Here is a 23,496-nt window from a genome sequence, read left to right as displayed (position 1 = left end):
GAATTCGGTGTTGAACGGTGGTGGCTACTCCGCCGCGCCGTAGAGCCGGTCGCCCGCGTCGCCGAGGCCCGGGACGATGTAGCCGTGCTCGTTCAGGCGCTCGTCGACCGAGGCCGTCACGACCGTCACCGGGGTGCCCGCCAGGTCGCGCTCCATGACCTCGACGCCCTCGGGGGCGGCCAGCAGGACCACGGCCGTCACGTCGTCGGCGCCGCGCTTGATCAGCTCGCGGATCGCCGCGACCAGGGTGCCGCCGGTGGCCAGCATCGGGTCCAGGACGTACACCTGGCGGCCCGAGAGGTCCTCCGGCATGCGCGTGGCGTACGTGGAGGCCTGGAGCGTCTCCTCGTTGCGCACCATGCCCATGAAGCCGACCTCGGCCGAGGGCAGCAGCCGGACCATGCCGTCCAGCATGCCGAGGCCGGCCCGCAGGATCGGCACCACCAGCGGGCGCGGGTAGGACAGCTTGACGCCGGTGGTCGGGGCGACCGGCGTCGTGATGTCGACCTGTTCGGTGCGCACGTCGCGCGTGGCCTCGTAGGCGAGCAGGGTGACCAGCTCGTCGGCCAGGCGGCGGAAGGTCGCGGAGTCGGTGCGCCGGTCGCGCAGCGTGGTGAGCTTGTGGGCGACCAGGGGGTGGTCGACGACGTGGAGACGCATGTCCACAACAGTAGCCGGGCCCCGCGGCTGCCGCGGCCCCCCTGCGGTCGGCCCCGGCGACGCCCCCACCGGCCGCGATTCCGTCCGCACTGGCATCAAACCGCCCGTCCGGGGGAAAGTGGGAGGGACGGACCGGGGTGGTGAGCCGATGCCTGACCGTGAGTCCCACGAGGACCCGTCGCGGCACGAGAGCCGGGAGAGCGATGCCGAGCGCCGACGGCGCCGGGCGCAGTTCCTGCGCGACCTGACCGAGGCCCGTGAGCTGCGCGACCGTGTCCAGCCCCGGCGCGCCAAGGCCGCCCGGCTGCGCCACGCCATGCGTATGCGCACCTTCCGCTGGTAGTTGAGGCCTGCCTCACAGGACCTTGTAAGGCCAACCGGGTGCGTGCGCACGGCGATCGGCGCGTACGATCCCGCTGGTGGTCGATCAAACACGGGCGGACACAGGGAGCCGAAGATGTCCCCTGAACGCCTTGTTTCTGCCACGATTCCGAGTGGGTGGGGCTCGGAGCACGAGCTCTCCCCGCCCGTAACCTCCGCCGGGGGGACCCCCAACCGGCACGCCTAAGACCAGTGGGAGAGTCACGGTGTACTTCGCCGCACTGCTCGCGCGCACCGAAGACGGGTGGGAAGCGAGCGACACAGAGCTCGACGATGTCGAGAGCCTGTCGGATCTGGCCGAACTGGCCCGTGAAGCCTCGCCCGAGGACGACACGGTGCTGGTGCTCATCGAGCAGGAGGACGCCTGGTTCGGCGTCGTCCGCATCGACGGCGAGGACGACCCCCGGATCTACGTCTCGGACGCAGCCGCGGCAGCCCGCAGCTCGTACGGCGAGATCCTGCTCACGGACGAGCTGCTCGGCAGGGATCCGGACGACGACGATGTCGTCGACCTGGACTCCCTCGACCTCGACGGCACCGAGGACGGTGACTCCGAGGAGGACGACGACGAGGACGGCACCTCGGCCGAGGCCGTTCCGCACAGCCCGGTCGGGGACAGCCAGATCCTCGACGACCTGGGCGTGGGCGAGAAGGAACTGCGTCAACTCGACGCCGACGACGCGCTGAGCGCCATCGCCGAGGCCCTGGGGGCCTCGGAGGTCCTGGAGACCGTCCGCTGACCGCAGCACACGCAGAAGGGCCTTCGGACCCGGTACGCGACCACTGGCGGGCCGCGATGCGGCTCGCCCTGGCCGAGGCCGGAGCGGCAGCCCGGGGCGGCGACGTCCCGGTCGGCGCGGTCGTACTGTCCCCGGACGGTACGACCGTGCTCGCCGGCGGCCACAACGAACGTGAGGCGACCGGCGATCCGACGGCGCACGCCGAGGTCCTCGCGATCCGGCGCGCGGCGGCGGAGACCGGCGAGTGGCGGCTGTCCGGCTGCACGCTCGTCGTCACCCTGGAACCCTGCACGATGTGCGCGGGCGCCCTCGTGCAGTCCCGGGTCGACCGGGTCGTCTACGGCGCCCGGGACGAGAAGGCCGGCGCGGCCGGCTCGCTCTTCGACGTGGTCCGCGACCGGCGCCTCAACCACCGCCCGGAGGTGATCGGCGGCGTGCTGGCGGACGAATGCGCGCACCTGCTCACGGAGTTCTTCCGGGATCGCTGATTACCGATTTCAAACCACGCCCCACCTTGTTGTAAGGTCTCTCTCGGTAGCGTGTCCGAGCGGCCGAAGGAGCTCGCCTCGAAAGCGAGTGTGGCGCAAGTCACCGAGGGTTCAAATCCCTCCGCTACCGCTTCTGGAGGGCCCCGTCGAGAGACGGGGCCCTTCGTGCGTAGATCAAAAATCGGGCCGTGACGGTTACACTCACCGCCGGCAACAGGGGGCCCACGGGCACGGACGTCACAGGGGAGGCCGCGATGGCGGTGAACGCGAAGAAGATCGCCGTCTATGTGCTTGTGGTCTTCGCGCTGTATGTGATCATCACCAAGCCGGCGAAGGCGGCCGACTACGTCCAGATAGGTTTCGAGGGCATATCGGACGCCGCGAAGGCCATCGGCGACTTCATGACCTGGCTGGCCGACGGGGCGCACTAGCCGACCGACGGCCTCGAAGTCCGACTCCGCACTCCACCACGGCATCACGGCACTACGGCCCTCCGTCGTTTCGGCGGAGGGCCGTAGTGCCGTAGTGCGTCCTATCGACCGATTTGCCACTCAACACGGCGTAACGAAGCGATATGCGGTGCTTGCACACAGTGCACATGTGTTGTGATGCTATGACCGCTATTGACGGATGAGTTGACCGATGAAGAGGTGGCGTTGACCGTGTCGGCCAGTACTGCGCCGCCCCAGGAAGTCACGGAAGTCACAGAAGTCACGGAAGCCCCGCCGGCCGCGCCGCGCAGCCGCGGTGCCGACACCCGGGCCCTGACCCAGGTGCTGTTCGGCCAGCTCAAGGGACTCCAGCCGGGCACGCCGGAGCACAACCGGGTGCGCGGGGCGCTCATCGAGGCCAACCTCCCGCTCGTGCGCTACGCCGCCGCCCGCTTCCGCTCCCGCAACGAGCCGATGGAGGACGTCGTCCAGGTCGGCACGATCGGTCTGATCAACGCCATCGACCGCTTCGACCCGGACCGGGGCGTGCAGTTCCCGACCTTCGCGATGCCGACCGTCATCGGCGAGATCAAGCGCTACTTCCGTGACAACGTCCGCACGGTCCATGTCCCGCGCCGGCTGCACGAGTTGTGGGTGCAGGTCAACGCGGCGACCGAGGACCTGACGACCGCCTTCGGGCGCACTCCGAGCACCGCCGAGATCGCCGAGCGGCTGCGGATCGGCGAGGACGAGGTGCTGTCCTGCATCGAGGCCGGCCGCTCGTACCACGCGACCTCCCTGGAGGCCGCCCAGGAGGGCGACGGACTGCCCGGCCTGCTGGACCGGCTCGGCTACGAGGACCCGGCCCTGGACGGCGTGGAACACCGCGACCTGGTCCGGCATCTGCTCGTCCAACTCCCGGAGCGCGAACAGCGGATCCTGCTCCTGCGCTACTACAGCAACCTCACCCAGTCGCAGATCAGCGCGGAACTCGGCGTCTCCCAGATGCACGTCTCGCGGCTCCTCGCGCGCAGCTTCCAGCGGCTGCGCTCCGCGAACCGCATCGAGGCGTAGGGCCGTATCGAGCCGTAGAACCGCGTCGAGGCACAACCGAAAGCGCTGGCGAACCGTCACCGGTACGAACGAATCGCACATCAGGGCTCTTCCCGACAGTTCTGCGCCGAAAAACCGTCAGACCCCCTGTTTCCAGGGCTGATTCGTAACTGACATGTCGACATGTCACTACAGCGTGTTGCCGACATGTGACATTCTGCCGGAAGCGCGTTTGCCGTGGCCCAGGCTCCGGTATTCAGGTGAAGGCACCGCTCCCCCGACGGGGGCGATCGCCGCGACCGTCCCGCGACCCAAAGGGGGTGGCATGTCCGCAGACCAGGGCAGCTCGAAGGTGCTCACGCTCACGCTCGCCAAGAGCGAGGCCGAGCCCGCACTCGACGCCGTTACGGTCCTTGAGGCCGTACCCGCCGTACCGGCCCCGGCCCTCCCGACCACGGGAGCCATCGACACCCGCACCCTGTCCCGCTCCCTCTTCCTGCGGCTCGCCGCACTCGACGAGAACAGCCCCGAGCGCGGTTACGTACGGGACACCCTCATCGAGCTCAACCTCCCGCTGGTGCGTTACGCCGCCGCGCGTTTCCGCTCCCGGAACGAGCCGATGGAGGACATCGTCCAGGTCGGCACGATCGGCCTGATCAAGGCGATCGACCGGTTCGACTGCGAACGCGGGGTGGAGTTCCCGACGTTCGCGATGCCGACCGTCGTGGGCGAGATCAAGCGCTTCTTCCGCGACACCTCGTGGTCGGTGCGGGTCCCGCGGCGGCTCCAGGAGCTGCGGCTGGCCCTGACGAAGGCCAGCGACGAGCTCTCCCAGAAGCTGGACCGTTCCCCGACCGTCCCCGAACTCGCCGCCGTACTGGGCGTGTCCGAGGAGGACGTGGTCGACGGCCTCGCGGTCGGCAACGCGTACACGGCCTCCTCGCTCGACTCCCCGGCCCCCGAGGACGACGGCGGCGAGGGCTCCCTGGCGGACCGCCTCGGCTACGAGGACACGGCCCTGGAGGGCGTGGAGTACCGCGAGTCCCTCAAGCCGCTGCTGGCCAAGCTCCCGCCCCGCGAGCGCCGGATCATCATGCTGCGCTTCTTCGCCAACATGACCCAGTCGCAGATCGGCGAGGAGGTCGGCATCTCCCAGATGCACGTCTCCCGCCTCCTCACGCGCACCCTGTCGACCCTGCGCGAGGGCCTGATCTCGGACTGACCGTCCCGAAGCGGAGCCCCGGGGTTCCTATTTGACGGAGTGTCAGCCACCATGGCGCGATGCGTCGTCGTCCCTCACGGACAACTGGCCGCCGAGGCGCCCTCCTGGGCGCGTCGGCGGCCGTCGCGTGCGTGACGCTCACCGCGTGCGCGGGCGGCCCCGACGACGGCTACGCGGCGGTCGGCCCACCCCGCCCGCCCTCGGCCACGACGGCCCGCCCGACCGCCGGCGTGACGCTGGTACCGCTGGACCCCCCGAAGTCACCGCGGGCTAAGGGGACTTCGGCCGGGGAAACCCCCGCCGAGGGGACGTCGGCCACCGGTCCGCCCAAGGACACCGGGTCCGGCCCTGGCAGCACCCGGTCACCGGCACCGCCTCCAGCCACCGGCCCTACGGCGACGACCCGCGCCGCCCTGACCTGGAGCACCCCCACCCGCGCCCCCACGGCCCACCGCCGGTGCGAGGCCGTGACGCTGGCCTTCCACAACTCCGGCGGCACGGCGGTCCGTTCGGGGTCGGTGACCTTCGGGACGCACATCATCGGGGCTCTGGGAATCGACTGGGCGACGATCGACTCCACCGAGCGGCTCCCGGTACCGATCGCGCCCGGCGCGCGGGAGAAGAAGACCTGGACGGTGTGCGTGGACGCGTGGCGCGTACCGCTGGGCACACACGTCGAGACCCGGGACGTGTCGGTCACGTGGCGGTGAGCACCGGCTCGCCACGGGGCCGGCCCGCAGGCCGGCCCGGGTAACGCGTTCGGCGCTACATCATCGCCATGTACACCACCGCCGCCACGACCAGCACGGCGACGACGACGCCGACGATCAGGCCGATGCGGGGGCCGGCGGAGGCGGCGGCCTGCTGCTGGTGGCCGCCCTGGGGGGTCTCGTCGACGAAGGCGCGGAACATCTGGGTGCTGCCGGCGGGGTCGTAGTTGCCCTCGGGGCCCTGGGTGTTGTTTGCCATGGGCCGAGACACTAGCGAATCCCCGGGGGACACCCAAGTGCGGGGCCTCGCGCGGCCATTCCCACCTGTGGGTTTACGTTCGCCAATGCTTGCCTTTGCCAACTTTTTATGCCATGCCCACCCGTTTTATTTGCCTGTAGCAACCAACCTCTCTTATGGTTGCCCTAAGCAACCGAACGGGGAGAGTCAGGGGAGGTGTGATGGCCGAGCGGGCGCAGTACGAGGAGCTGATGCGTCAGTTCAGTGCCTTCGGCGCCGTACGCAGGGAGCTGGGACGGATCCTGCCGTCCGAGTGCCCCAGCGGTTCCGCGGCCGTCCTGACCCTGCTCTGCCGGCACGGCGACATGCGTATGAGCAGGCTCGCCGAGCTGCTCGCCGTGGACATGTCCGTGACCAGCCGCCATGTGGCGCACGTCGCCGCCCGCGGCTGGATCGAACGGTCCCCCGACCCCGCCGACAAGCGCTCCCGCATCCTGCGCCTCACCCCCAGCGGCCTGGCCCAGGTGGACGAACTCTCCCGGCGGACCGCCCAGTTGCTCGCCGACCGGCTGGGCGACTGGAGCGACGACGAGGTCGGCCAGCTGATCCGGCTCATGACCCGGCTGCGGACCAGCTTCGACGACAGCCGCAGCGCCCCGCCGAGGCCCACCCCGGCCGAAACCCCCCACGCACCCCACACCCCCCACCCAGCACTCGACCGCACCACCCGTACACCCGCATAAGCACGGAAGAAAAGGAAGCTCATGGCAACGACCACACCAGCCGGTGTGCGGGCTCACGCCAAGCACGGAGGGGGATCCCCCGCGGCCCCCGACGGCGCTCCGATGACACACCGGCAGATCATGGAGGCGCTCTCCGGGCTGCTGCTCGGTCTGTTCGCCGCGATCATCTCCTCGACGATCGTCACCAACGCCCTGCCGACCATCATCGGCAGCCTGGGCGGCGGCCAGGAGGCCTACACCTGGGTCGTCACCGCGGCCCTGCTCTCCATGACGGCCTCGGTGCCGCTGTGGGGCAAGATGGCGGACCTGGTCAGCAAGAAGGCCCTGGTCCAGATATCGCTGATCATCTACATCATCGGCTCGGTCGTCGCCGGTCTCGCGCAGAACCCGGCGATGCTGATCAGCGCCCGTGTCATCCAGGGCCTCGGCGCGGGCGGTCTGTCCGCGCTCGTGCAGGTCGTGATGGCCGCGATGATCTCCCCGCGCGAACGCGGCCGGTACTCCGGCTACACCGGCGCCACCTTCGCGGTCGCGACCGTGGGCGGTCCGCTGCTCGGCGGTGTGATCACCGACACCTCGTGGCTCGGCTGGCGCTACTGCCTGTTCGTCGGCATCCCCTTCGCGCTGGTCGCGCTGATCGTGCTCCAGAAGACGCTGAACCTCCCGGTCGCCAAGCGGAAGGTCAAGGTCGACTGGGCCGGCGCCTTCTTCATCACCGCCGCCGCCTCGCTGCTGCTGCTCTGGGTGACCTTCGCCGACGACAAGTACGACTGGCTGTCGTGGCAGACGTACACGATGGTGGGCGGCACGGTCCTGCTGGCGCTGCTGTTCGTGTTCACCGAGACCCGGGCGAGCGAGCCGATCATCCCGCTGCGCCTGTTCCGCAACCGCACCGTCTCGCTCGCTTCGCTGGCCTCGCTGTTCGTCGGGGTCGGCATGTACTCGGGCACGGTCTTCTTCTCCCAGTACTTCCAGCTGGCCCGCGACAAGTCCCCGACGATGTCCGGTGTCATGACGATCCCGATGATCGGCGGCCTGTTCGTCGCGTCGATGGTCTCCGGCCGCTTCATCACGAAGACCGGCCGCTGGAAGGGCTGGCTGGTCGCCGGCGGTCTCTTCCTCACCGCGGGCCTGGCCCTGCTCGGCCTGATGCGCTACGACACCCCGTACTGGGAACTGTCCATCTACATGGCCATGTTGGGGATCGGCGTCGGCACGATGATGCAGAACCTGGTGCTCTCCACGCAGAACCAGGTCACCCCGAAGGACCTCGGCGCCGCCTCCTCCACGGTGAGCTTCTTCCGCTCGCTCGGCGGCGCGGTCGGCGTCGGCGTGCTCGGCTCGGTGATGTCCGGCCGGATCACGCACTACGCCAAGGACACCGTCACCTCGCTCGACCCGCAGTCGCAGGCCGCCGCCGCGAAGGCCGTCGGCAGCAGCGCGCTCCCGGACATGGACGCCCTGCCGAGCACGGTCCGCACCTGGCTGGAGGGCGCCTACGGCCACGGCATCGCCGACGTCTTCCTCTACGCGGCGCCCTTCGCGCTCATCGCCTTCGTCGTCGTCCTGTTCATCAAGGAGGTCCCGCTGCGGACCTCCGGCGGACTGGCCCAGGCGGCCGAGGAGGCCGTGGGTGTGCTGGACGCGGCCGAGGTTCCGCCGCCGGCCCGGGAGGAGATCGCACCCGTGACCACATCCGACCCCACACCCGACTCCACGTCCGACCCGGCGCCCCTGGTGGGCGGGATTCCCCTCCGCGGCTTCGTGCGCGGTGCCGAGAGCGCGCCCCTGCCACAGGCCGCCGTCACGCTGATCTCCCTCGGGGGACGCCAGTTGGGCCGCTCGGTCACCCAGGCGGACGGCTCCTACACGCTGGACGCGCCGAGCGTCGGCTCGTACGTCCTGATCGCCTCCGCGGACGGCTTCCAGCCGCAGGCCTCGACGGTCGTGGTCAACGGCCACGAGCCGGTCGCCTACGACGTCCTGCTGAGCGGCACCAGCGGCCTCAACGGGCTGGTGCGGGCGGCCGATTCGGGGCTGCCGGTCAAGGACGCGATGGTGATCGTGACCGATGTGCGCGGTGATCTGCTGTCCGCCGGGACCACCGGTGAACAGGGCGAGTTCGCGTTCGCCGAGCTGGTGCCGGGGGCGGTGACCGTCGCGGTGAACGCCGACGGGTACCGGCCGCGCGCGCTGCCCGTCGAGGTCGGCGGCACCGGGGTCACCCGGGTCGAGATCGACCTCGACTCCGGCGCCCGGGTGCTGGGCGTGGTCCGTGCCCCGCACGGCCCGCTGGCCGACGCCCGCGTCACCCTCGTGGACGCGGCGGGCAACGTGGTCGGCACCGCCACCACCGGGACGGACGGGGCGTACGCCTTCACCGACCTGAGCGGCGGCGAGTACACGGTGATCGCGACGGGCTACCCGCCGGTCGCCACCGCCCTCACCGTGAACGGCCGCGGAGCGGACGGCCACGACATCGAACTCGCCCACCCCGGCGAGTAGTTCATCCCCGCACCCCGGCCCGTGGAACGTGTCCCGAGCGGAGGCACGCACCACGGGCCGGTCCCATTCGTACCGCCGTACCGCAAGGAGCCAGAAGGACATGGGACTGACCGCGAAGATCCGTACCCGCGACGGATGGGCCGTGTCGCACGCGGTCGTCACGGTGACCGACCCGACCGGGGCGCAGGTGCTGCGGGCCGAGGCGGACGCGGAGGGGGCGGTGCGGGACCCGAACCCGCTGGCCCCCGGGCCGTACACGGTGATCGTGACCGCCGTCGGGTACGCGCCCGCCGCCGCCACCGCGATCGTCACCGCGAGCGGCCGGGCCGAGGTCGGCACGCTCACGCTGGCCCGGCAGGGCGGCACCGAACTCCCGCCGCCCGGCCCCTGGACCGTCGACCCGGCGCACTCCACGGTCGGCGCGCTCGCCCAGCACCTGGGCATCTCCAGCGTGCGGGGCCGCTTCACCGACTTCACGGCCGGCGTCGAGATCGCACCCGACGACATCGCCAAGTCCCGGGTGGAGGCGGTCATCCGGGCCGCGTCCATCGACACCGGCAACGGCATGCGCGACGAGCACCTGCGGTCCGCGGACTTCCTGGACGTGGCCCGCTTCCCGGAGATCACCTACCGCTCCACGGCCCTGACCGCCGCCGGTTCCGACCGCTGGACGGTCTCCGGCGAACTGACCCTGCACGGCGTCGTACGGCCCGTCGCCCTCGACCTCGCCTACCTCGGCACCGGCGCCGACCCCTGGGGCGGCACCCGGGCCGCGTTCCGCGCGACCACGGAACTGCGCCGCGAGGACTTCGCCATGAACTACAACCAGGTCGTCCAGGCGGGCATCGCCGCGATCGGCACGACCCTCAAGGTCGAACTGGACATCCAGGCGGTGCAGGGGGAGTCACTGCCTCAGGCGTGACAGGGCGCCGTGCGCCTAGGGTGGCGGTATGGCACCGAACATCGCGACCAACACCACCGTCTCCCTGGCCGAGTTGCTCGACTTCGTACGACCCCGCCACCGCGCCCTGCTGCTGACCCGCAGGTCCGACGGCGGCCCGCAGGCCTCGCCGCTGACCTGCGGGGTCGACGACTCCGGGCGGATCGTGGTCTCCACCTATCCGGAGCGCGCCAAGACCCGCAACGCGAAGCGGGACGCGCGCGTCAGCATCGTCGTCCTGAGCGACGAGTGGAACGACCCGTGGGTCCAGATCGACGGCACGGCCGAGGTCGTCGACCCGCCGGAGTCGGTGGAACCCCTCGTCGAGTACTACCGCAACATCGCGGGCGAGCACCCGGACTGGGACGAGTACCGCGCGGCCATGCTCAAGCAGGGCAAGTCGATCATCCGGATCACTCCGGAGCGGTGGGGGCCGGTGGCGACGGGCGGCTTCCCGGCGCGGCTCGCCGACGACAAGTAGCGCCCGGTCTCAGCCGCGCTTCACCATCGCCTCGATGCCCGCCACCAGCAGGTCGAGGGCGAAGGTGAAGTCGCGGTCCATCATCTCCGCGACCGTGTCGCCGCCCCGGGCCGCCATGAGCTGCTTGGACTCCGCCAGGATCTCGGGGGTGATCGGGGCCTCGTCGACCGTGGTCATGACGTCCCGGAAGTAGTCGTCGGGGGTCATGCCGGCGTCGGCGACCCGGGCGAAGAAGTGGCCCTCGATCGTGCCGTAGCCGTACACGAACTGGAAGACGGTCGAGATCGCGCCCGTCAGGCCGTGGTCCGGCAGGCCCGTGCGGCGGATCACGCGCTGGACGACGCGGGAGAAGGCCAGGTTGTTCGGCCCGATGTTGAGGAACGTCCCGGCGAGCGGCGACAGCCACGGGTGCCGGACCAGCAGTCCTCGGTACTCCGTGGCCAGCGTCCGCAGCTGCTCCCGCCAGTCCTCGCCCTCGGCCTCCGGGTCGGGCAGGGGCAGTTCGCCGAAGACGGAGTCCAGGGCGAGTTCGAGAAGGTCGTCCTTGGTGTCGACGTACCAGTAGACGGACATCGCGGTCACGTTCAGCTCGGTGGCGAGCCGGCGCATGGAGAACTTGGCGAGCCCCTCGGCGTCCAGCAGGCGTACGGTCGCGTCGGTGATGCGGGTGCGGTCGAGCCCGGAGGGCTGGCCCGCGCTCCGTCCGCCGCGGCGCGTCCTCGTCTCAAGCCAGACGCTGGTGCTCGCGGAACGCCCTGACGGCGAGCCTGTCTTGGCCATGACGCACCTTCCTCAAGATCTGCATTCCGGATCACTGTATTCAGGGGCGCGGGCCACCACCTCCGAGTCTGCCCGTTCCGCCCGCCACAACAACGCCGCCGCCAGCAACCCTCCGGCCAAAACAGCCACCGCGCCGACAAGCTGACTGGCCTCCAGCGCGGAGGAGAAGGAGGCGGTCACCTTCTTCCTCTCCTCGGCCGACGAAGCCGTCGCCAGGCCCTCCGGCAACGAGCTCGCCGCGAAGCGTGAACTCAGGACCGCGCCGAGCACGGCGACCCCCAGGCCGTTCCCGAACTCCCCCAGCGTGCCGTTGACGCCCGCCCCGACGCCCGCCTTCTCCGGCGGGATCGCGCTCATGATCGCGTGGGCCATCGCCGGGTTCGCCAGCGCCGCCCCCGCCCCGATCAGCAGCAACCCCGCCAGCGTGCCCGCGTATCCGCCGGACGCGACCACCGCGATGGACGCCAGCCCCGCCGACATCAGCACCATGCCCAGCGCGATGGCGAGCGGAGCGCCCAGCTTCGCCGTCCACTTCGCCGCCAGGCCCGAGAAGTTGAGCGCGACGATCGCCAGGGCCAGCGGCGCGGTGCGCAGGCCGGCCTCCAACGGGCCGTAGCCGAGGACGAACTGGAGGTGCTGGGTGAGGAGGAAGAGGGAGCCGGCCATGCCGAAGGTGATCAGGACGACCCCGGTGACCGCGCCCGTGAAGCGGCGGTCGCGGAAGAAGTCCAGGTCGAGCATGGGGTACGGGACGCGGCTCTCCCAGTACGCGAAGGCGGCCAGTACGGCGAGCGCCACCGCGCCGGTGAGCAGTACCCGGTCCGAGGTCCAGCCGTGCGCGGGGCCGGAGATGATCGCGTAGACCAGCGCGGCCATGCCGACGGTGGAGAGCAGGGCGCCGAGGAGGTCGGGGCGGTCGCCGCGCGGGTTCTTGGACTCGGGGACCAGGGCAACGGCCGCGACCAGGGCGAGGGCCGCCACCGGCAGGTTGATCAGGAAGATCGCGCCCCACCAGAAGTGGTTCAGCATGAAGCCGCCCAGGAGCGGGCCGGTCGCGAAGCCCAGCGCGTTGACCGCGGCCCAGATGCCGATCGCCCTCGGCTGTTCCTCGGGGGTGAAGATCTGCATCACCACGGCGAGGGTGGTGGTGATGAGCAGCGCCCCGCCCACTCCCATGCCGGCCCGCGCGGCGATCAACTGCCCGGTGGAGTCGGCGAGTCCGGCGATCAGCGAACCCGCGCCGAACAGCACCAGTCCGGTGATCAGCATCTTCTTGCGGCCGTAGCGGTCGGCCGCGCTGCCCGCGGTGAGCAGGAGTCCCGACTGGACGAGCGAGTACGCGTTGATCATCCACTGGATGTCCGCGGTGCTCGCGTCGAGTTCGCGGGTGAGCGAGGGGATCGCCACGTTCAGGACGGTGTTGTCGAGCAGCACGGTGAGCTGCGCGAGGCAGATGACTCCGAGGACGATCCAGCGCTGGGAGTGGCCCTGGAGGGCTGGGGAGGTCGACATGTTGTACACCGTAGAGTAGTTCTTGTACGGCGTACAACGATGTTTTTCCGGACATGGAAAGGGGCGGTGACCGTGTGGTCACCGCCCCTTCGGCGTCAGCCGGGTGTCAGCTGCTCGTCTTCTGCGTCAGGTCGTAGAAGGTGGCCGAACCGACCGTCACCTTCTTGTAGTTCTTCTCGACCCACGAGGAGATCTGCGAGGAGCTGCCGGTGCTGCTGCCGCCCATGCCGGTGCCGCCCGAGATGAAGTAGTGGATCTTGCCCTCCGCCACGTACTTCTGGAACTGGGCCAGCGTCGGCGACGGGTCGGTGCCGTTGAAGCCGCCGATCGCCATCACCGGGTCACCGGTGGCGAGTTGGTAGCTCGCCGCGTTCTGGGAGCCGATGGACGCGGCGACCCAGGTGTACTTGCTCGCGTCCGTCTGGAGCAGCTTCTTGGCCGCCGAGGTGACCGTCGCGCCGTTGAGCAGGCCGCCGACGCCACCGCCGCCGCCCATGCCACCGCCGTCGCCGGTCCCGCCGCCGAAGCCGCCGCCCTGGTTCTGGGTGCTGCCACCGGTGCCGCCGCCGGGCATCGTGCCCGTGCCGCCGCCCGGGAAGCCGCCGCCCTGGTTCTGGGTGGTGCCACCGCCCTGGTTCTGACTCGTGCCGCCGCCCTGGTTCTGGGTGGTGCCGCCGCCCTGCTGGCCGGGCATCGTGCCCATGCCGCCGCCGGTGCGGTTGCCGCCGCCGAAGCCGCCGCGACCGCCGCCGCCGCCGGGACCGCCGCCCATCATGCTCGCGCCGGCCGGACCGGCCGTCGGGATGGAGCCCGTGTGCGCCGAGTTGACCGTCGACATGGTGTAGGCGGCAGGACCGGCCAGGCCCGCCACGATGCTCAAGCCGACCGCCGCGAGGGCGAGTTGGCGGCCGATCTTCGCGACGAAGATCAGACCGAGCGCGCCCGTCAGCGAGCCGAGGAGCACGAGCCACTTCAGCCAGGGCAGGTAGTCGGGGGTGCGGTTGAGCAGGACGTAACCCCACACGCCCGCGGCGACCACCGCCGCGGCGAGGGTGATCGAGGCCCAGATCTCGCCGCGCCGCTCCCACAGGGAACCCGCGCCGATGCCGATGACGGCGGCCAGGTAGGGGGCCAGCGCGATCGTGTAGTACTGGTGGAAGATGCCGGCCATGTAGCTGAAGACGACCAGGGTCGTGACCAGCGAGCCGCCCCACACCAGGAGCGAACTGCGCCTGACCGACGTGCGGTTGAGCTTGCGCGTGGCCACCAGGCCCGCGACGAGCAGGATCAGCGCGGTGGGCAGCAGCCAGGAGATCTGGCTGCCGATCTCGGAGTTGAACATCCGGTCCCAGCCGGTGGCACCCCACTGGCCCGACCCGGTGCCGCCACCGCCGCCGCCCACACTGCCGGTCTCGTCGCCGCTGAGGCGGCCGAACCCGTTGTAGCCGAAGGTCAGTTCAAGGAAGCTGTTGTTCTGCGAACCGCCGATGTAGGGGCGCGAGGAGGCCGGCCACAGCTCGACGATCGCCACCCACCAGCCGCCCGCGGCGACCAACGCGGCCGTCGCCAGGCCCAGTTGGGCGAACCTCTTCTTCACGCTCACCGGCGCGCACACCGCGTACACGATGGCCAGCGGCGGCAGGATCAGGAAGGCCTGGAGCGTCTTCGCGAGGAACGCGAAGCCGATCGCGGCACCCGCCCACACCAGCCACTTCGTACGGCCGTCCTCCAGGGCCCGGACGACGAGGTAGCAGGCCACCGACATCAGCAACGCCAGTGCCGCGTCAGGGTTGTTGAAGCGGAACATCAGCGCGGCGACCGGGGTGAGCGCCAGCACGGCGCCCGCGATCAGACCGGCCTCGGGGCTGTGCCGGCGGCGGACCGCCGCGTAGACGACCGCGACCGTGCCGACGCCCATGAGGACCTCGGGGACCAGGATCGCCCACGAGTTGAGGCCGAAGATCCGGACCGAGATCTCCATCGGCCACAGGAACGCCGAGGGCTTGTCGACGGTGATCGCGTTGCCCGCGTCCAGCGAGCCGAACAGGAAGGCCTTCCAGCTCTTGCTGCCGGCCTGGACGGCCGCCGAGTAGAAGGAGTTCGAGTACCCGGACGCGCTCAGGTTGTACAGGTAGAGGAGCGCGGTCGCGAGCAGCATGCCCCAGAAGGCGGGCCGCACCCAGCGCGGGTCCTCGGGCCGGCCGCGCCACAGACGGCGGCCGAGCGGCTGCTTCGGCTCGCCGGACTGCGGGGCCGGAGTGCCCGGGGTGTCCGGGAACGCCACCGGTTCGCGCACGGCGGTGTCTCTGGCACCGGCGTCACCGGTCGGCGCCCCCCAGGACGAGGGACCGCCTCCTCCCGGATAGGTCGTCTGATCGGTCTCGGTGGTCATCGGGGGTCCCTCGGGTCGGTGTCGTGGGGACGCACCGGCTGCAACCGCATCGTCGCGTCCCTCCAGGTGCCGTCCGCGGCTTCACCGGCGCGGAACTGGGTGGTGGTGTCGTACGACGCTCCCTGCTGGGACTGCCGGGTGGGCAGCGGGCCGTAGGAACCGTGGTGCTGTGCGTGCTGCGTGTGCTGGGGTGCCGCCGCGGCCGTCGCGTAGGTGGGCGACGAAGGGGAGTCGAAGGCCGCGGCCGTCGGCTCGTCGGTGCTGTCACCGCGGTCCGGGAAGACCCAGGCGCGGAAGAGCAGGAAGCGCAGGACGGTCGCGGCGAGGTTGGCGGCCACCAGGACCGCGAGTTCGGTGGAGTGCGCCGGGTTGCTGCTGGCCGCGTTCAGGGCCGCGAGGGAACCGCTGGTCAGCGCGAGGCCGATGGCGAAGACGACCAGGCCCTGCGCCTGGTGACGGACGGCTCCGCCCTTGCCGCGCACCCCGAAGGTGAGGCGGCGGTTGGCGGCCGTGTTGGCGACCGCCGAGACCAGCAGCGCGAGCGCGTTGGCGATCTGCGAGCCGGAGAACTGCCGGAAGGCGCTGTAGAGCACCAGGTAGAAGAGGGTCGACAGACCGCCCACCACACAGAAGCCGACGAGCTGGCGGGCCAGCCCCGTGGGCACGTCCTTGATGTCACGGTCCCGGGGGTCGTCGCCGAAGGGACGCTTGACACGGTCGAGCGGCAGCGAACCGGAGGCCAGGGCCTTGCCCACGCGCCACACTCCCTTCAGGTCCTCGGTCGCCGTCTTCACGATGTGGACGGTCGAGTTCGGGTCGTCGACCCAGTCGACGGGCACCTCGTGGATGCGCAGTCCGGCCCGCTCGGCCAGCACCAGCATCTCGGTGTCGAAGAACCAGCCGGTGTCCTCGACGAGCGGCAGCAGCGCCTGGGCCACATCACGCCGGATCGCCTTGAACCCGCACTGGGCGTCCGAGAAGCGGGCCTGGAGCGAGCCGCGCAGGATCAGGTTGTAGGTCCGGCTGATGAACTCGCGCTTGGCGCCCCGCACGACACGGGACGAGCGGGCCAGCCGGGAACCGATCGCCAGGTCGGAGTGACCCGAGATCAGCGGCGCCACCAGGGGCAGCAGCGCGTTGAGGTCGGTGGAGAGGTCGACGTCCATGTAGGCGAGGATCGGGGCGTCCGAGGCGGACCAGACGGTGCGCAGCGCCCGGCCGCGCCCCTTCTGCTCCAGCCGGAAGGACGTGACCTCCGGGATCTCCGACTCCAGCCGCGCCGCCACCAGGGGAGTGGTGTCGATCGACGCGTTGTCCGCGATGGTGATGCGGAACGCGTACGGGAACGTGCGCTTGAGGTGCTCGTGCAGTCTGAGCACACATGGCTGGAGGTCCTTCTCCTCGTTGTAGACGGGGATCACTACGTCCAGGACAGGCGTACCGGCGTCGCCGGCCGGGAGGTGCTCCCGCGCCGGCAGGGTGCCGGGAGAAGAGTCGGTTCGCATGAACCAAATCTCCTCAAGCGCCCTGTTGCACCCATGTGGTGGCACTGTGCTGTGCCTGTGAGTGCGATTGCCAATTCGTTTCGGGGTCGGGCGTCGGCACGGCCGGGGCGAGCGCGGGCAGATGCACGGTGAACACCGTGCGTCCGGGAACGCTGTCCACGGTGACGGCGCCGCCGTGCGCGGTCGCGACCGCCTGCACGATGGCCAGGCCCAGGCCGGTCGACCCGGTGGAGCGGGAACGCGCCGAGTCGCCGCGCGCGAAGCGTTCGAAGACATGCGGCAGCAAATCCGGCGGAATGCCCTGGCCGTTGTCCTCGACGTCCACGCACATCCACGGCCCGCGCCGCTGGACACGGGCGGTGATCGTCGTACCGGGCGGGGTGTGCTTTCTCGCGTTGCCCAGCAGATTGACCAGCACCTGCTGGATACGGGCCGCGTCCGCCGACACGAGGGCCGGTTCGTCGGGCAGGTCGAGCCGCCAGTTGTGGTCCATGCCGGCCGCGCGCGAGTCGCTGATGGTGTCCACGACGAGCGGGATCAGGTCGGTCTGGTCGAACTGGAGCGGCCGGCCCGCGTCGAGCCGGGCGAGCAGCAGCAGATCCTCCACGAGGAGGGTCATGCGCCCGGCCTCGGACTCGATCCTGCCCAGCGCGTGCTTGGTGTCGGGCCCGGTCTGTTCGCGCCCGCGACGGGTCAGCTCCGCGTAGCCCCGGATGGAGGCGAGGGGCGTACGCAGCTCATGACTGGCGTCCGCGACGAACTGCCGTACCCGCATCTCGCTCTGCTGCCGTGCGTGCAGGGCGCCGTGCACATGGTCGAGCATCCGGTTGAGCGCGGCCCCGACCTGACCGACCTCGGTATGCGGATCGGTCTCGGACTCGGGCACCCGCTCGTTGAGGGTCACCTCACCGGTGTGCAGGGGCAGTTCGGAGACCCGGGTGGCGGTGGCGGCGACGCGGCGGAGGGGGCGGGTGGCCACGCCTACGAGCACGTAGCCGGCGATGGCCGCGGCTACCAGGCCCGCTGCGGTGACGCTGACCTCGACGAGGATCAGGGTGTTGATGGTGTTGCTGACCTCGGAGGTCGGCAAGGCGATGTAGTACGAGTCGCTGCCGTCCTGGCCAGTGGTGTACTGGACCCGGTACTCACCGAGGCCCGGCACGCTCACGGAGTGGTTCTTGCCGTCCTTCGCCACGGAGGCGATGGCCGCCTTCTGCGCCGTGGTGAGAGTTCCGGCGGTCATTCCCTGGAAGACGCCGTTGCTGTCGCGCTTCTGCTCGGCGATGGCGGCGCTGACGATCTTCCCCTTCTGCACGTACGCGGCGATGGTGTCGGGCTGCGTCGGGGGCTGAATGGCGAACTTGGCGGCCTTGGCACTCGCCGGCGTGGGGTCCTTCGCCGACGTGTTGTCACCCGTTTTACTCCCCGGGGCCTGGTTCTCGCCCGGCGGCTTGCCGTCCAGACGATTGCCGACCGCGCGCCTGGCGGCATCGTCCACCTTGCTGTCGAGCTGCTGGTAGAGGTGATCCTGCAAGGCGAGCGTCGTCACCGTACCGATCACCGCACACACCACCGCGATCAGCGTCACGGACGCGACGACGAGCCGGGTCCGCAGGGTACGCGGCTTACCCGCTCGCCTCTTCTGCGCATGCGGCCGTCGTCGCCCGCTCATGAGGCCGCGGGCTTGATCAGGTAACCGGCACCGCGACGAGTGTGGATCATCGGCTCACGTCCCGCGTCGATCTTCCGGCGGAGGTACGAGATGTAGAGCTCGACCACATTGGCCTGCCCACCGAAGTCGTACGACCACACACGGTCGAGGATCTGTGCCTTGCTGAGTACACGACGGGGATTACGCATCAGGAAGCGCAACAGCTCAAACTCGGTGGCGGTGAGGTGGATGCCCTCGCCGGCCCGCGACACCTCGTGGCTGTCCTCGTCGAGGGTGAGGTCACCCACGACCAGCACGGAGTCGGAACGGCGGTCCGCCGCACCGGAGCGGCGGATCAGCCCGCGCAGCCGGGCCACGACCTCTTCGAGGCTGAACGGCTTGGTGACGTAGTCGTCGCCGCCCGCGGTGAGACCGGCGATCCGGTCCTCGACCGCGTCCTTCGCGGTGAGGAACAGCACCGGCACGTCCGGCAACTCACGGCGCAGCCGGCCCAGGACGGTCAGCCCGTCCATGTCGGGCAGCATCATGTCGAGGACGACGGCGTCGGGCCGGAACTCGCGCGCGGTCTGGATCGCGCCGGTTCCGTCTCCCGCGCTGCGGATCTGCCAGCCTTCGTAGCGAAGGGCCATGGACAGCAGCTCGGTGATCGACAGCTCGTCGTCCACCACAAGCACTCGGACGGGGCTCCCGTCCGGCCTCAGCAGTTCGGTGCGCCCCTGGGGCGAGGTCGTGGTCATGGTGGACACGTTGTCGTGGTCCTCTTAGAGCACGCTTTCTAGAGTCTGTGATTTTCCTGAGAAACACACAGGGGCCTCTCAGGGAACGCCTTGGAATCTCTTGCTCTGGACTTATCCCGCCCCGCACACGGCCCCGGCGGACCTGTGCGTTCCGCTCGTGCCGCCTCGGTCTCCCCTGTATCCCCGCAACCTCCGCGTCTCCCTCACACTATGGCGCCCGGTCCGAACAGCCGCGCCCCGTTGTCGTGACACACAGCCCGCAGCCAGTCGTCCCCGAGGTCCAGCCGCTCCAGGGCGTGCAGCTGGTGCAGATAGGGATACGGGATGTTCGGGAAGTCGCTGCCGAGCAGAACGCGGTTTCCCAGGGCGGCCAGCCGGGGGAGTGCCCGGGGCGGGAAGGGGGCGAAGCGTTCGCTGAAGTCCGTGAACGCCATCGTCGTGTCCAGCCGCACCTCCCCGTACCGCTCGGCCAGGTCGAGGAAGTCCTCGTACTCCGGCATCCCCATGTGCGCGACGACCAGCCGCAGCCGCGGATGCCTGGCCAGCACCCGGCCGATCGGCTCGGGCCCGGTGTGCTTGCCGGGGGCGGGTCCGGACCCGCAGTGGATCACGACCGGTGTCCCGGACTCGGCGAGCAACCCCCAGGCGGGATCGAGGAGTTCGTCGGCCGGGTCGTACGCGCCGACCTGCACATGCGCCTTGAAGACCCGCGCCCCGGACTCCAGCGCCTCGCTCACGTAGTCCTCGACTCCCGGTTCCGGGAAGAGCGTCGAGGTGTGCAGGCAGTCGGGGGTGCGCGCGGCGAAGTCGACCGCCCAGCCGTTGAGCCAGCGGGCCATGCCTGGCTTGTGCGGATAGAGCATCGCGGTGAACGCGCGTACTCCGAACTCCCTTATCAGCGCGACCCGTTCGTCCTCCTCCCTCCGGTACGTGATCGGCCACTCCAGCGCTCCGCCGGTCGAGGGCCCGAGCGCGTCGAAGTACCCCCAGACCTTGCGCAGCACTCGCTCGGGCATGAAGTGGGTGTGCACGTCGACGAGACCGGGGAGGCCCAACCGCCGCCAGAACCCACGGATCTCGGCCGCTTCGACGGCCACGGGCCCTTCGACGGCCTCGGCCACCGCGCCGACTTCACCGACCGCTTCGGCGGCACCGACCCCGTCGTCCGCACCGATCCCGCCGTCCGCACCGACCCCTTCGGCTTCACGCTCCATACGGCACCGACTCCCGCTCCTGCCCGTCGCTGTCCAACCGGCCCTGCTCGTCCAGGAGGAGGGCGGGCGTCCCCAGGTTCCCAGAGACCTCCGCCGACACGACTCCCCTCCCCGCCGTCCTCAGAACAACCCCTCCTGGACCCCCGGTGCTTCCCTTCTGAACTCCCGCACCGGCACCGTGAGTTCGACCGTCTCGCCCCCGGCCGGGATCAGCTCCCAGCCCGTCATCAGCCGGGTGTCCAGCACGACCACGCCCCTCGCGGTCGCGAGGTGGAGATCCGGTCCCGCCGCCGCGAGCACCTCCCCGCTCACCACCCCGCCCGCGGTCAGCCCGCTCACCTCACCGGCGGGGGCCGGAAGGTCCTTGAGGCCGAACGCCTCGACGTGGTCCACGGGTCGGTACGGCTCGCGGTGGAGCGACTCCGGCCATTCGCGCAGGGCGAGGGCCCGGCCGTGCAGGTCGGCGAGCTCGGCCGCGCGCTCCGCCGCCGAACCCGGCAGCGCGGAGCGGACGGCGCGCTTCTCGCCGTAGGGGATCCGGTCGGGTACGCGCAGGGCCGCGCGCAGGAGTTCCTCCGAGCGGCGGGCCGCCATCAGCGGGCCGAGGCCCAGCCAGCTGAAGCAGACGGCGCCCTGTTCAAGCAGCCGGGCGGAGCCGCGCTCTTCGGCGGTGATGCCGACCTTGAGCAGGCCGGGGCCGAACCAGGCCAGATATACGTGGTACGGGCGCGGGTCGTCCGCGATCGTGTCGGCGGCCACCGAGTGCGCCCGGTCCAGCCGCGCGCACTCCTCGCACCGTGCGCCCGTGCTCCGCTCCGGCACGGCCGCCCGCACCGGACAGGGATGCCCCCGCGCTCCCACACATGTCCGCCCGCCCCCTTCCGCGACCTCGAAGGCCACCCGCTTCCCCCGGGGCAGCGGGCTCCCGCGCCCGCCGTCCCACTTCAACTCGGGACCGCCCACCGTCCATCGGAGTCCCGAGCACTTCCACGTCCGTGGTGCCCGTGATGTCTGTGCCATCGCTCAAGAGATTAGAGGGCGCCACTGACAACGGCCTCAGCCTGCGGTTTCTCCGACCGGGGCCGCGACAGCGCGAGCTGCGGCGGCTGACGCGGTGGCGGATGCGGTGACGGATGCGCGGAGCGCGACCGCGCGCTCCTCGTCCGTGCGCTCCGGTGCCGGCCGCCCCCGCCCCGCGAGCCGGCATCCGACACACCCCGCGTGCCCGGCCGCCGCGAGCGGGTCGCGTACCCGCATCCCCCACTGCGCCCGGTCCCGCCGCCCGGGCGGCTTGCCCCAGCCGGTGAGGTGGAGCGCCCAGGTGACCAGGACGCCGACGACCACGATCGCCAGCCCGCCGCTGATCAGCGCGGCGGAGACGGTGCACACCCCCGCCCCGGCGACGGCCGTCCCGACGGTCGCGATGCCGCATCCGGTCCACCCGGCGACCGTATGCCCCTCGTCATACTGGTGTGCGCTCATGTGCCGACCTCCCTGAACCCCTCACCGTCTAAGAAGTTCAGAATACAAACCTCTTACGAGCTAAGGCAATACCATGCATGCCAAGCCCCGTCCCGCCGCCACCCCGGCCCAGGCCCTGGACGCGATGGACTCCCTCATCGCCACCGCCCAGTTCGGCCAGCAGGAAATGGCCGAGCGGCTGGGCCTGAACGTCACCGATCTCGTCTGCTTCGCCTACGTCCTCAAGGCGGGCGAGAACCTCCTCACGGCGGGCGACCTGGCCGAACACGCCCACGTCACGACGGGCGCGGTGACCGGCATCCTCAACCGGCTCGAACGCGCCGGCTTCATCACCCGCGTCCCCGACCCCACCGACCGCCGCCGCGTCCGCGTGGCCTCGGTGCCGGACGCGGTCACCCGGGTCGTCGCCCTCTACGGGCCCTACTACGACCGCCTCAACGCCCAGTTCGCCGACTACTCCCCCGAGGAGATCGCCGTACTGGCCGACTGGTTCGCGCGGACGTCGACGCTGGCGCAGGAGTACATGGAGGAACTCCGCGCGCGGGACAGGGAGAAGGGCGGGAGGAAGAGCGGGAAGTAGGCCGCTCCGGACTCGGCGGGGGGTGAGCCGGACCCCGATGGTGTAGCGGGCTCCACCATCGGTTCGGGAGACCGCTTCATCGTGCCCGCCGCCGTACGACGGCATCGTTGATCTCAGCCGGTCAGAGGGATCGGCGCAGGTCGAACGGCCGCCGTACGAAGGGAAATCCCATGACAGCCACTCCTGGTCCCTTCGCCTCCTTCGCCAGGTTCGTGGTGTGCGGCGGCGGGGTCGGGGTGCTGTCCAGCCTGGCGGTGCCGATGGTCGCGACGCTGATGCCCTGGGGGGTGGCGAACGCGCTGATCACGATCGCCTCGACCATCCTCTGCACCGAGCTGCACGCCCTGTTCACCTTCGGCACCGGGCGCCGTCCGGGTCTGCGCGAGCACTGGCAGTCGGCGGGTTCCGCCACGGCGGCCTACGCGGCGACGTCCGCCGCGATACTCGTCCTGCACATGGTCCAGGCCTCCCCCACGATGCTCACCGAGCAGATCGTCTACCTCAGCGCCTCGGGCCTGGCCGGCATCGGCCGCTTCGTGGTCCTGCGCCTGTTCGTCTTCGCCGACCGGAAGGCTCCGGCCACGGTCGCGCTTCCGGTACGACCGCTGCCGACGGCGCCCGCGTTCGGCGCGGCGGCGTGAGTGAACCGCTGAGCCAGGAGGGCGGCGGGCGGCGGGTGTTGGCCGTCGGACGTCGGGCATGACTGCGCACGCCCGGCCCGCCGCGCCTGATCCGCCGTGCCTGGCCGAGCGTGCCTGGGACCTGTCCGGCGGATCAGGTCGCGGGAAAGCGTCAGTGCCTGATCAGCCCAGGTGAGCGGGGTCTGGTGCCTCCAACTGCAAGGCGGAGGAGGGAGTCGACGCGATGGGGGTCCCCCCGGTCGGGCGGAGCCGGGACTGGGGGAGTCGGCGAGTGACGACAAGGCCGCGGGTGGGTGTGCCGGACCCCGCGTCTGCGGCATGATCCGCCGGACAGGCCCTAGCCCGCCCTGCGGTAGGCCTCGTCCAGTTCCGCGAAGGACGCCGGTCCG

24 protein-coding genes and 1 tRNA gene are annotated in these 23,496 nt (G+C 70.7%); 14 read left to right on the top strand and 11 right to left on the bottom strand.

Features of this window, described 5'->3' with window-relative positions; genetic code table 11:
- Positions 1-24 precede the first annotated feature (24 nt).
- Entirely contained in the window at positions 25-660 is a 636-nt protein-coding gene (gene upp, locus ACIQPR_RS12760; RefSeq protein WP_403646137.1) for a uracil phosphoribosyltransferase, read from the bottom strand.
- A gap of 148 nt (positions 661-808) precedes the next feature.
- Here upp and ACIQPR_RS12755 point away from each other — a divergent pair, with 148 nt between their 5' ends.
- The 8 genes from ACIQPR_RS12755 to ACIQPR_RS12720 all read left to right on the top strand — a co-directional run bounded on the left by ACIQPR_RS12755 (position 809) and on the right by ACIQPR_RS12720 (position 5,685).
- Positions 809-1,003, top strand: a complete 195-nt coding sequence (locus ACIQPR_RS12755; RefSeq protein WP_403646134.1) for a hypothetical protein — start codon at positions 809-811, stop codon at positions 1,001-1,003.
- Between the two features lie 244 nt (positions 1,004-1,247).
- Complete coding sequence (locus ACIQPR_RS12750; protein ID WP_019073297.1) at positions 1,248-1,781, top strand: hypothetical protein; 534 nt, start codon at positions 1,248-1,250, stop codon at positions 1,779-1,781.
- Between the two features lie 56 nt (positions 1,782-1,837).
- Positions 1,838-2,269: a tRNA adenosine(34) deaminase TadA gene (tadA, locus tag ACIQPR_RS12745; protein ID WP_403646130.1), complete on the top strand. Its 432-nt coding sequence runs from the start codon at positions 1,838-1,840 to the stop codon at positions 2,267-2,269.
- A gap of 45 nt (positions 2,270-2,314) precedes the next feature.
- Positions 2,315-2,399, top strand: a tRNA-Ser gene (locus ACIQPR_RS12740).
- A 58-nt stretch (positions 2,400-2,457) separates the two neighbouring features.
- The gene (locus tag ACIQPR_RS12735) at positions 2,458-2,700 is read left to right on the top strand and encodes a hypothetical protein (RefSeq protein WP_403646494.1); all 243 of its coding nucleotides are present in this window, start codon (positions 2,458-2,460) and stop codon (positions 2,698-2,700) included.
- Between the two features lie 192 nt (positions 2,701-2,892).
- Positions 2,893-3,774, top strand: a complete 882-nt coding sequence (locus tag ACIQPR_RS12730; protein WP_403646127.1) for an RNA polymerase sigma factor SigF — start codon at positions 2,893-2,895, stop codon at positions 3,772-3,774.
- A gap of 304 nt (positions 3,775-4,078) precedes the next feature.
- Positions 4,079-4,975, top strand: a complete 897-nt coding sequence (locus tag ACIQPR_RS12725) for an RNA polymerase sigma factor SigF (RefSeq protein WP_403646124.1) — start codon at positions 4,079-4,081, stop codon at positions 4,973-4,975.
- A gap of 59 nt (positions 4,976-5,034) precedes the next feature.
- Positions 5,035-5,685 (top strand): hypothetical protein, encoded by a 651-nt coding sequence (locus ACIQPR_RS12720; protein WP_403646121.1) that lies wholly within the window; start codon positions 5,035-5,037, stop codon positions 5,683-5,685.
- A gap of 55 nt (positions 5,686-5,740) precedes the next feature.
- Here ACIQPR_RS12720 and ACIQPR_RS12715 read toward each other — a convergent pair whose 3' ends face one another.
- Positions 5,741-5,944: a hypothetical protein gene (locus ACIQPR_RS12715; RefSeq protein ID WP_403646118.1), complete on the bottom strand. Its 204-nt coding sequence runs from the start codon at positions 5,942-5,944 to the stop codon at positions 5,741-5,743.
- Between the two features lie 200 nt (positions 5,945-6,144).
- Between ACIQPR_RS12715 and ACIQPR_RS12710 the strand changes: the two genes are divergently transcribed.
- The 4 genes from ACIQPR_RS12710 (at position 6,145) to ACIQPR_RS12695 (ending at position 10,592) form a co-directional block, all read left to right on the top strand.
- A complete protein-coding gene (locus tag ACIQPR_RS12710) occupies positions 6,145-6,666 on the top strand; it encodes a MarR family winged helix-turn-helix transcriptional regulator (RefSeq protein WP_403646115.1) in 522 nt (173 codons plus the stop codon).
- Positions 6,667-6,687: 21 nt separating this feature from the next.
- The gene (locus ACIQPR_RS12705; RefSeq protein WP_403646112.1) at positions 6,688-9,171 is read left to right on the top strand and encodes an MFS transporter; all 2,484 of its coding nucleotides are present in this window, start codon (positions 6,688-6,690) and stop codon (positions 9,169-9,171) included.
- Positions 9,172-9,271: 100 nt separating this feature from the next.
- Positions 9,272-10,093: a YceI family protein gene (locus tag ACIQPR_RS12700; RefSeq protein WP_403646109.1), complete on the top strand. Its 822-nt coding sequence runs from the start codon at positions 9,272-9,274 to the stop codon at positions 10,091-10,093.
- 28 nt (positions 10,094-10,121) lie between these two features.
- Positions 10,122-10,592: a PPOX class F420-dependent oxidoreductase gene (locus ACIQPR_RS12695; RefSeq protein ID WP_403646106.1), complete on the top strand. Its 471-nt coding sequence runs from the start codon at positions 10,122-10,124 to the stop codon at positions 10,590-10,592.
- A 9-nt stretch (positions 10,593-10,601) separates the two neighbouring features.
- Here ACIQPR_RS12695 and ACIQPR_RS12690 read toward each other — a convergent pair whose 3' ends face one another.
- The 9 genes from ACIQPR_RS12690 to ACIQPR_RS12650 all read right to left on the bottom strand — a co-directional run bounded on the left by ACIQPR_RS12690 (position 10,602) and on the right by ACIQPR_RS12650 (position 21,886).
- Positions 10,602-11,372 (bottom strand): TetR/AcrR family transcriptional regulator, encoded by a 771-nt coding sequence (locus tag ACIQPR_RS12690; protein ID WP_403646103.1) that lies wholly within the window; start codon positions 11,370-11,372, stop codon positions 10,602-10,604.
- Between the two features lie 12 nt (positions 11,373-11,384).
- Positions 11,385-12,884 (bottom strand): MFS transporter, encoded by a 1,500-nt coding sequence (locus tag ACIQPR_RS12685; RefSeq protein WP_403646100.1) that lies wholly within the window; start codon positions 12,882-12,884, stop codon positions 11,385-11,387.
- 106 nt (positions 12,885-12,990) lie between these two features.
- Positions 12,991-15,276: an ArnT family glycosyltransferase gene (locus ACIQPR_RS12680; RefSeq protein ID WP_403646097.1), complete on the bottom strand. Its 2,286-nt coding sequence runs from the start codon at positions 15,274-15,276 to the stop codon at positions 12,991-12,993.
- Complete coding sequence (locus ACIQPR_RS12675) at positions 15,273-16,781, bottom strand: glycosyltransferase (protein ID WP_403646095.1); 1,509 nt, start codon at positions 16,779-16,781, stop codon at positions 15,273-15,275. The genes ACIQPR_RS12680 and ACIQPR_RS12675 overlap by 4 nt, the downstream gene beginning before the upstream one ends.
- Positions 16,782-16,794: 13 nt before the next feature.
- Positions 16,795-18,453 carry an ATP-binding protein gene (locus tag ACIQPR_RS12670; RefSeq protein ID WP_403646092.1) on the bottom strand — a complete coding sequence of 553 codons (1,659 nt, stop codon included), beginning with the start codon at positions 18,451-18,453 and terminating at the stop codon, positions 16,795-16,797.
- Positions 18,450-19,190: a response regulator transcription factor gene (locus ACIQPR_RS12665; RefSeq protein WP_026179246.1), complete on the bottom strand. Its 741-nt coding sequence runs from the start codon at positions 19,188-19,190 to the stop codon at positions 18,450-18,452. Before ACIQPR_RS12665 ends, ACIQPR_RS12670 begins: the two co-directional genes overlap by 4 nt.
- Before the next feature lie 203 nt (positions 19,191-19,393).
- Entirely contained in the window at positions 19,394-20,404 is a 1,011-nt protein-coding gene (locus ACIQPR_RS12660; RefSeq protein WP_403646089.1) for an amidohydrolase family protein, read from the bottom strand.
- Positions 20,405-20,524: 120 nt separating this feature from the next.
- Positions 20,525-21,424, bottom strand: a complete 900-nt coding sequence (locus ACIQPR_RS12655; protein WP_403646086.1) for a DUF2797 domain-containing protein — start codon at positions 21,422-21,424, stop codon at positions 20,525-20,527.
- A 36-nt stretch (positions 21,425-21,460) separates the two neighbouring features.
- The gene (locus tag ACIQPR_RS12650) at positions 21,461-21,886 is read right to left on the bottom strand and encodes an HGxxPAAW family protein (protein ID WP_403646083.1); all 426 of its coding nucleotides are present in this window, start codon (positions 21,884-21,886) and stop codon (positions 21,461-21,463) included.
- 73 nt (positions 21,887-21,959) lie between these two features.
- Here ACIQPR_RS12650 and ACIQPR_RS12645 point away from each other — a divergent pair, with 73 nt between their 5' ends.
- On the top strand, positions 21,960-22,466 hold the full coding sequence (locus ACIQPR_RS12645) for a MarR family winged helix-turn-helix transcriptional regulator (protein WP_403646080.1): 507 nt from the start codon (positions 21,960-21,962) through the stop codon (positions 22,464-22,466).
- A 170-nt stretch (positions 22,467-22,636) separates the two neighbouring features.
- Positions 22,637-23,107 carry a hypothetical protein gene (locus tag ACIQPR_RS12640; protein WP_403646077.1) on the top strand — a complete coding sequence of 157 codons (471 nt, stop codon included), beginning with the start codon at positions 22,637-22,639 and terminating at the stop codon, positions 23,105-23,107.
- The last annotated feature ends 389 nt before the right edge of the window (positions 23,108-23,496 follow it).

It is taken from the genome of Streptomyces sp. NPDC091280 (assembly GCF_044768565.1).
Classification (GTDB): Bacteria; Actinomycetota; Actinomycetes; order Streptomycetales; family Streptomycetaceae; genus Streptomyces.
This window is presented reverse-complemented; position numbering and strand designations above follow the sequence as displayed.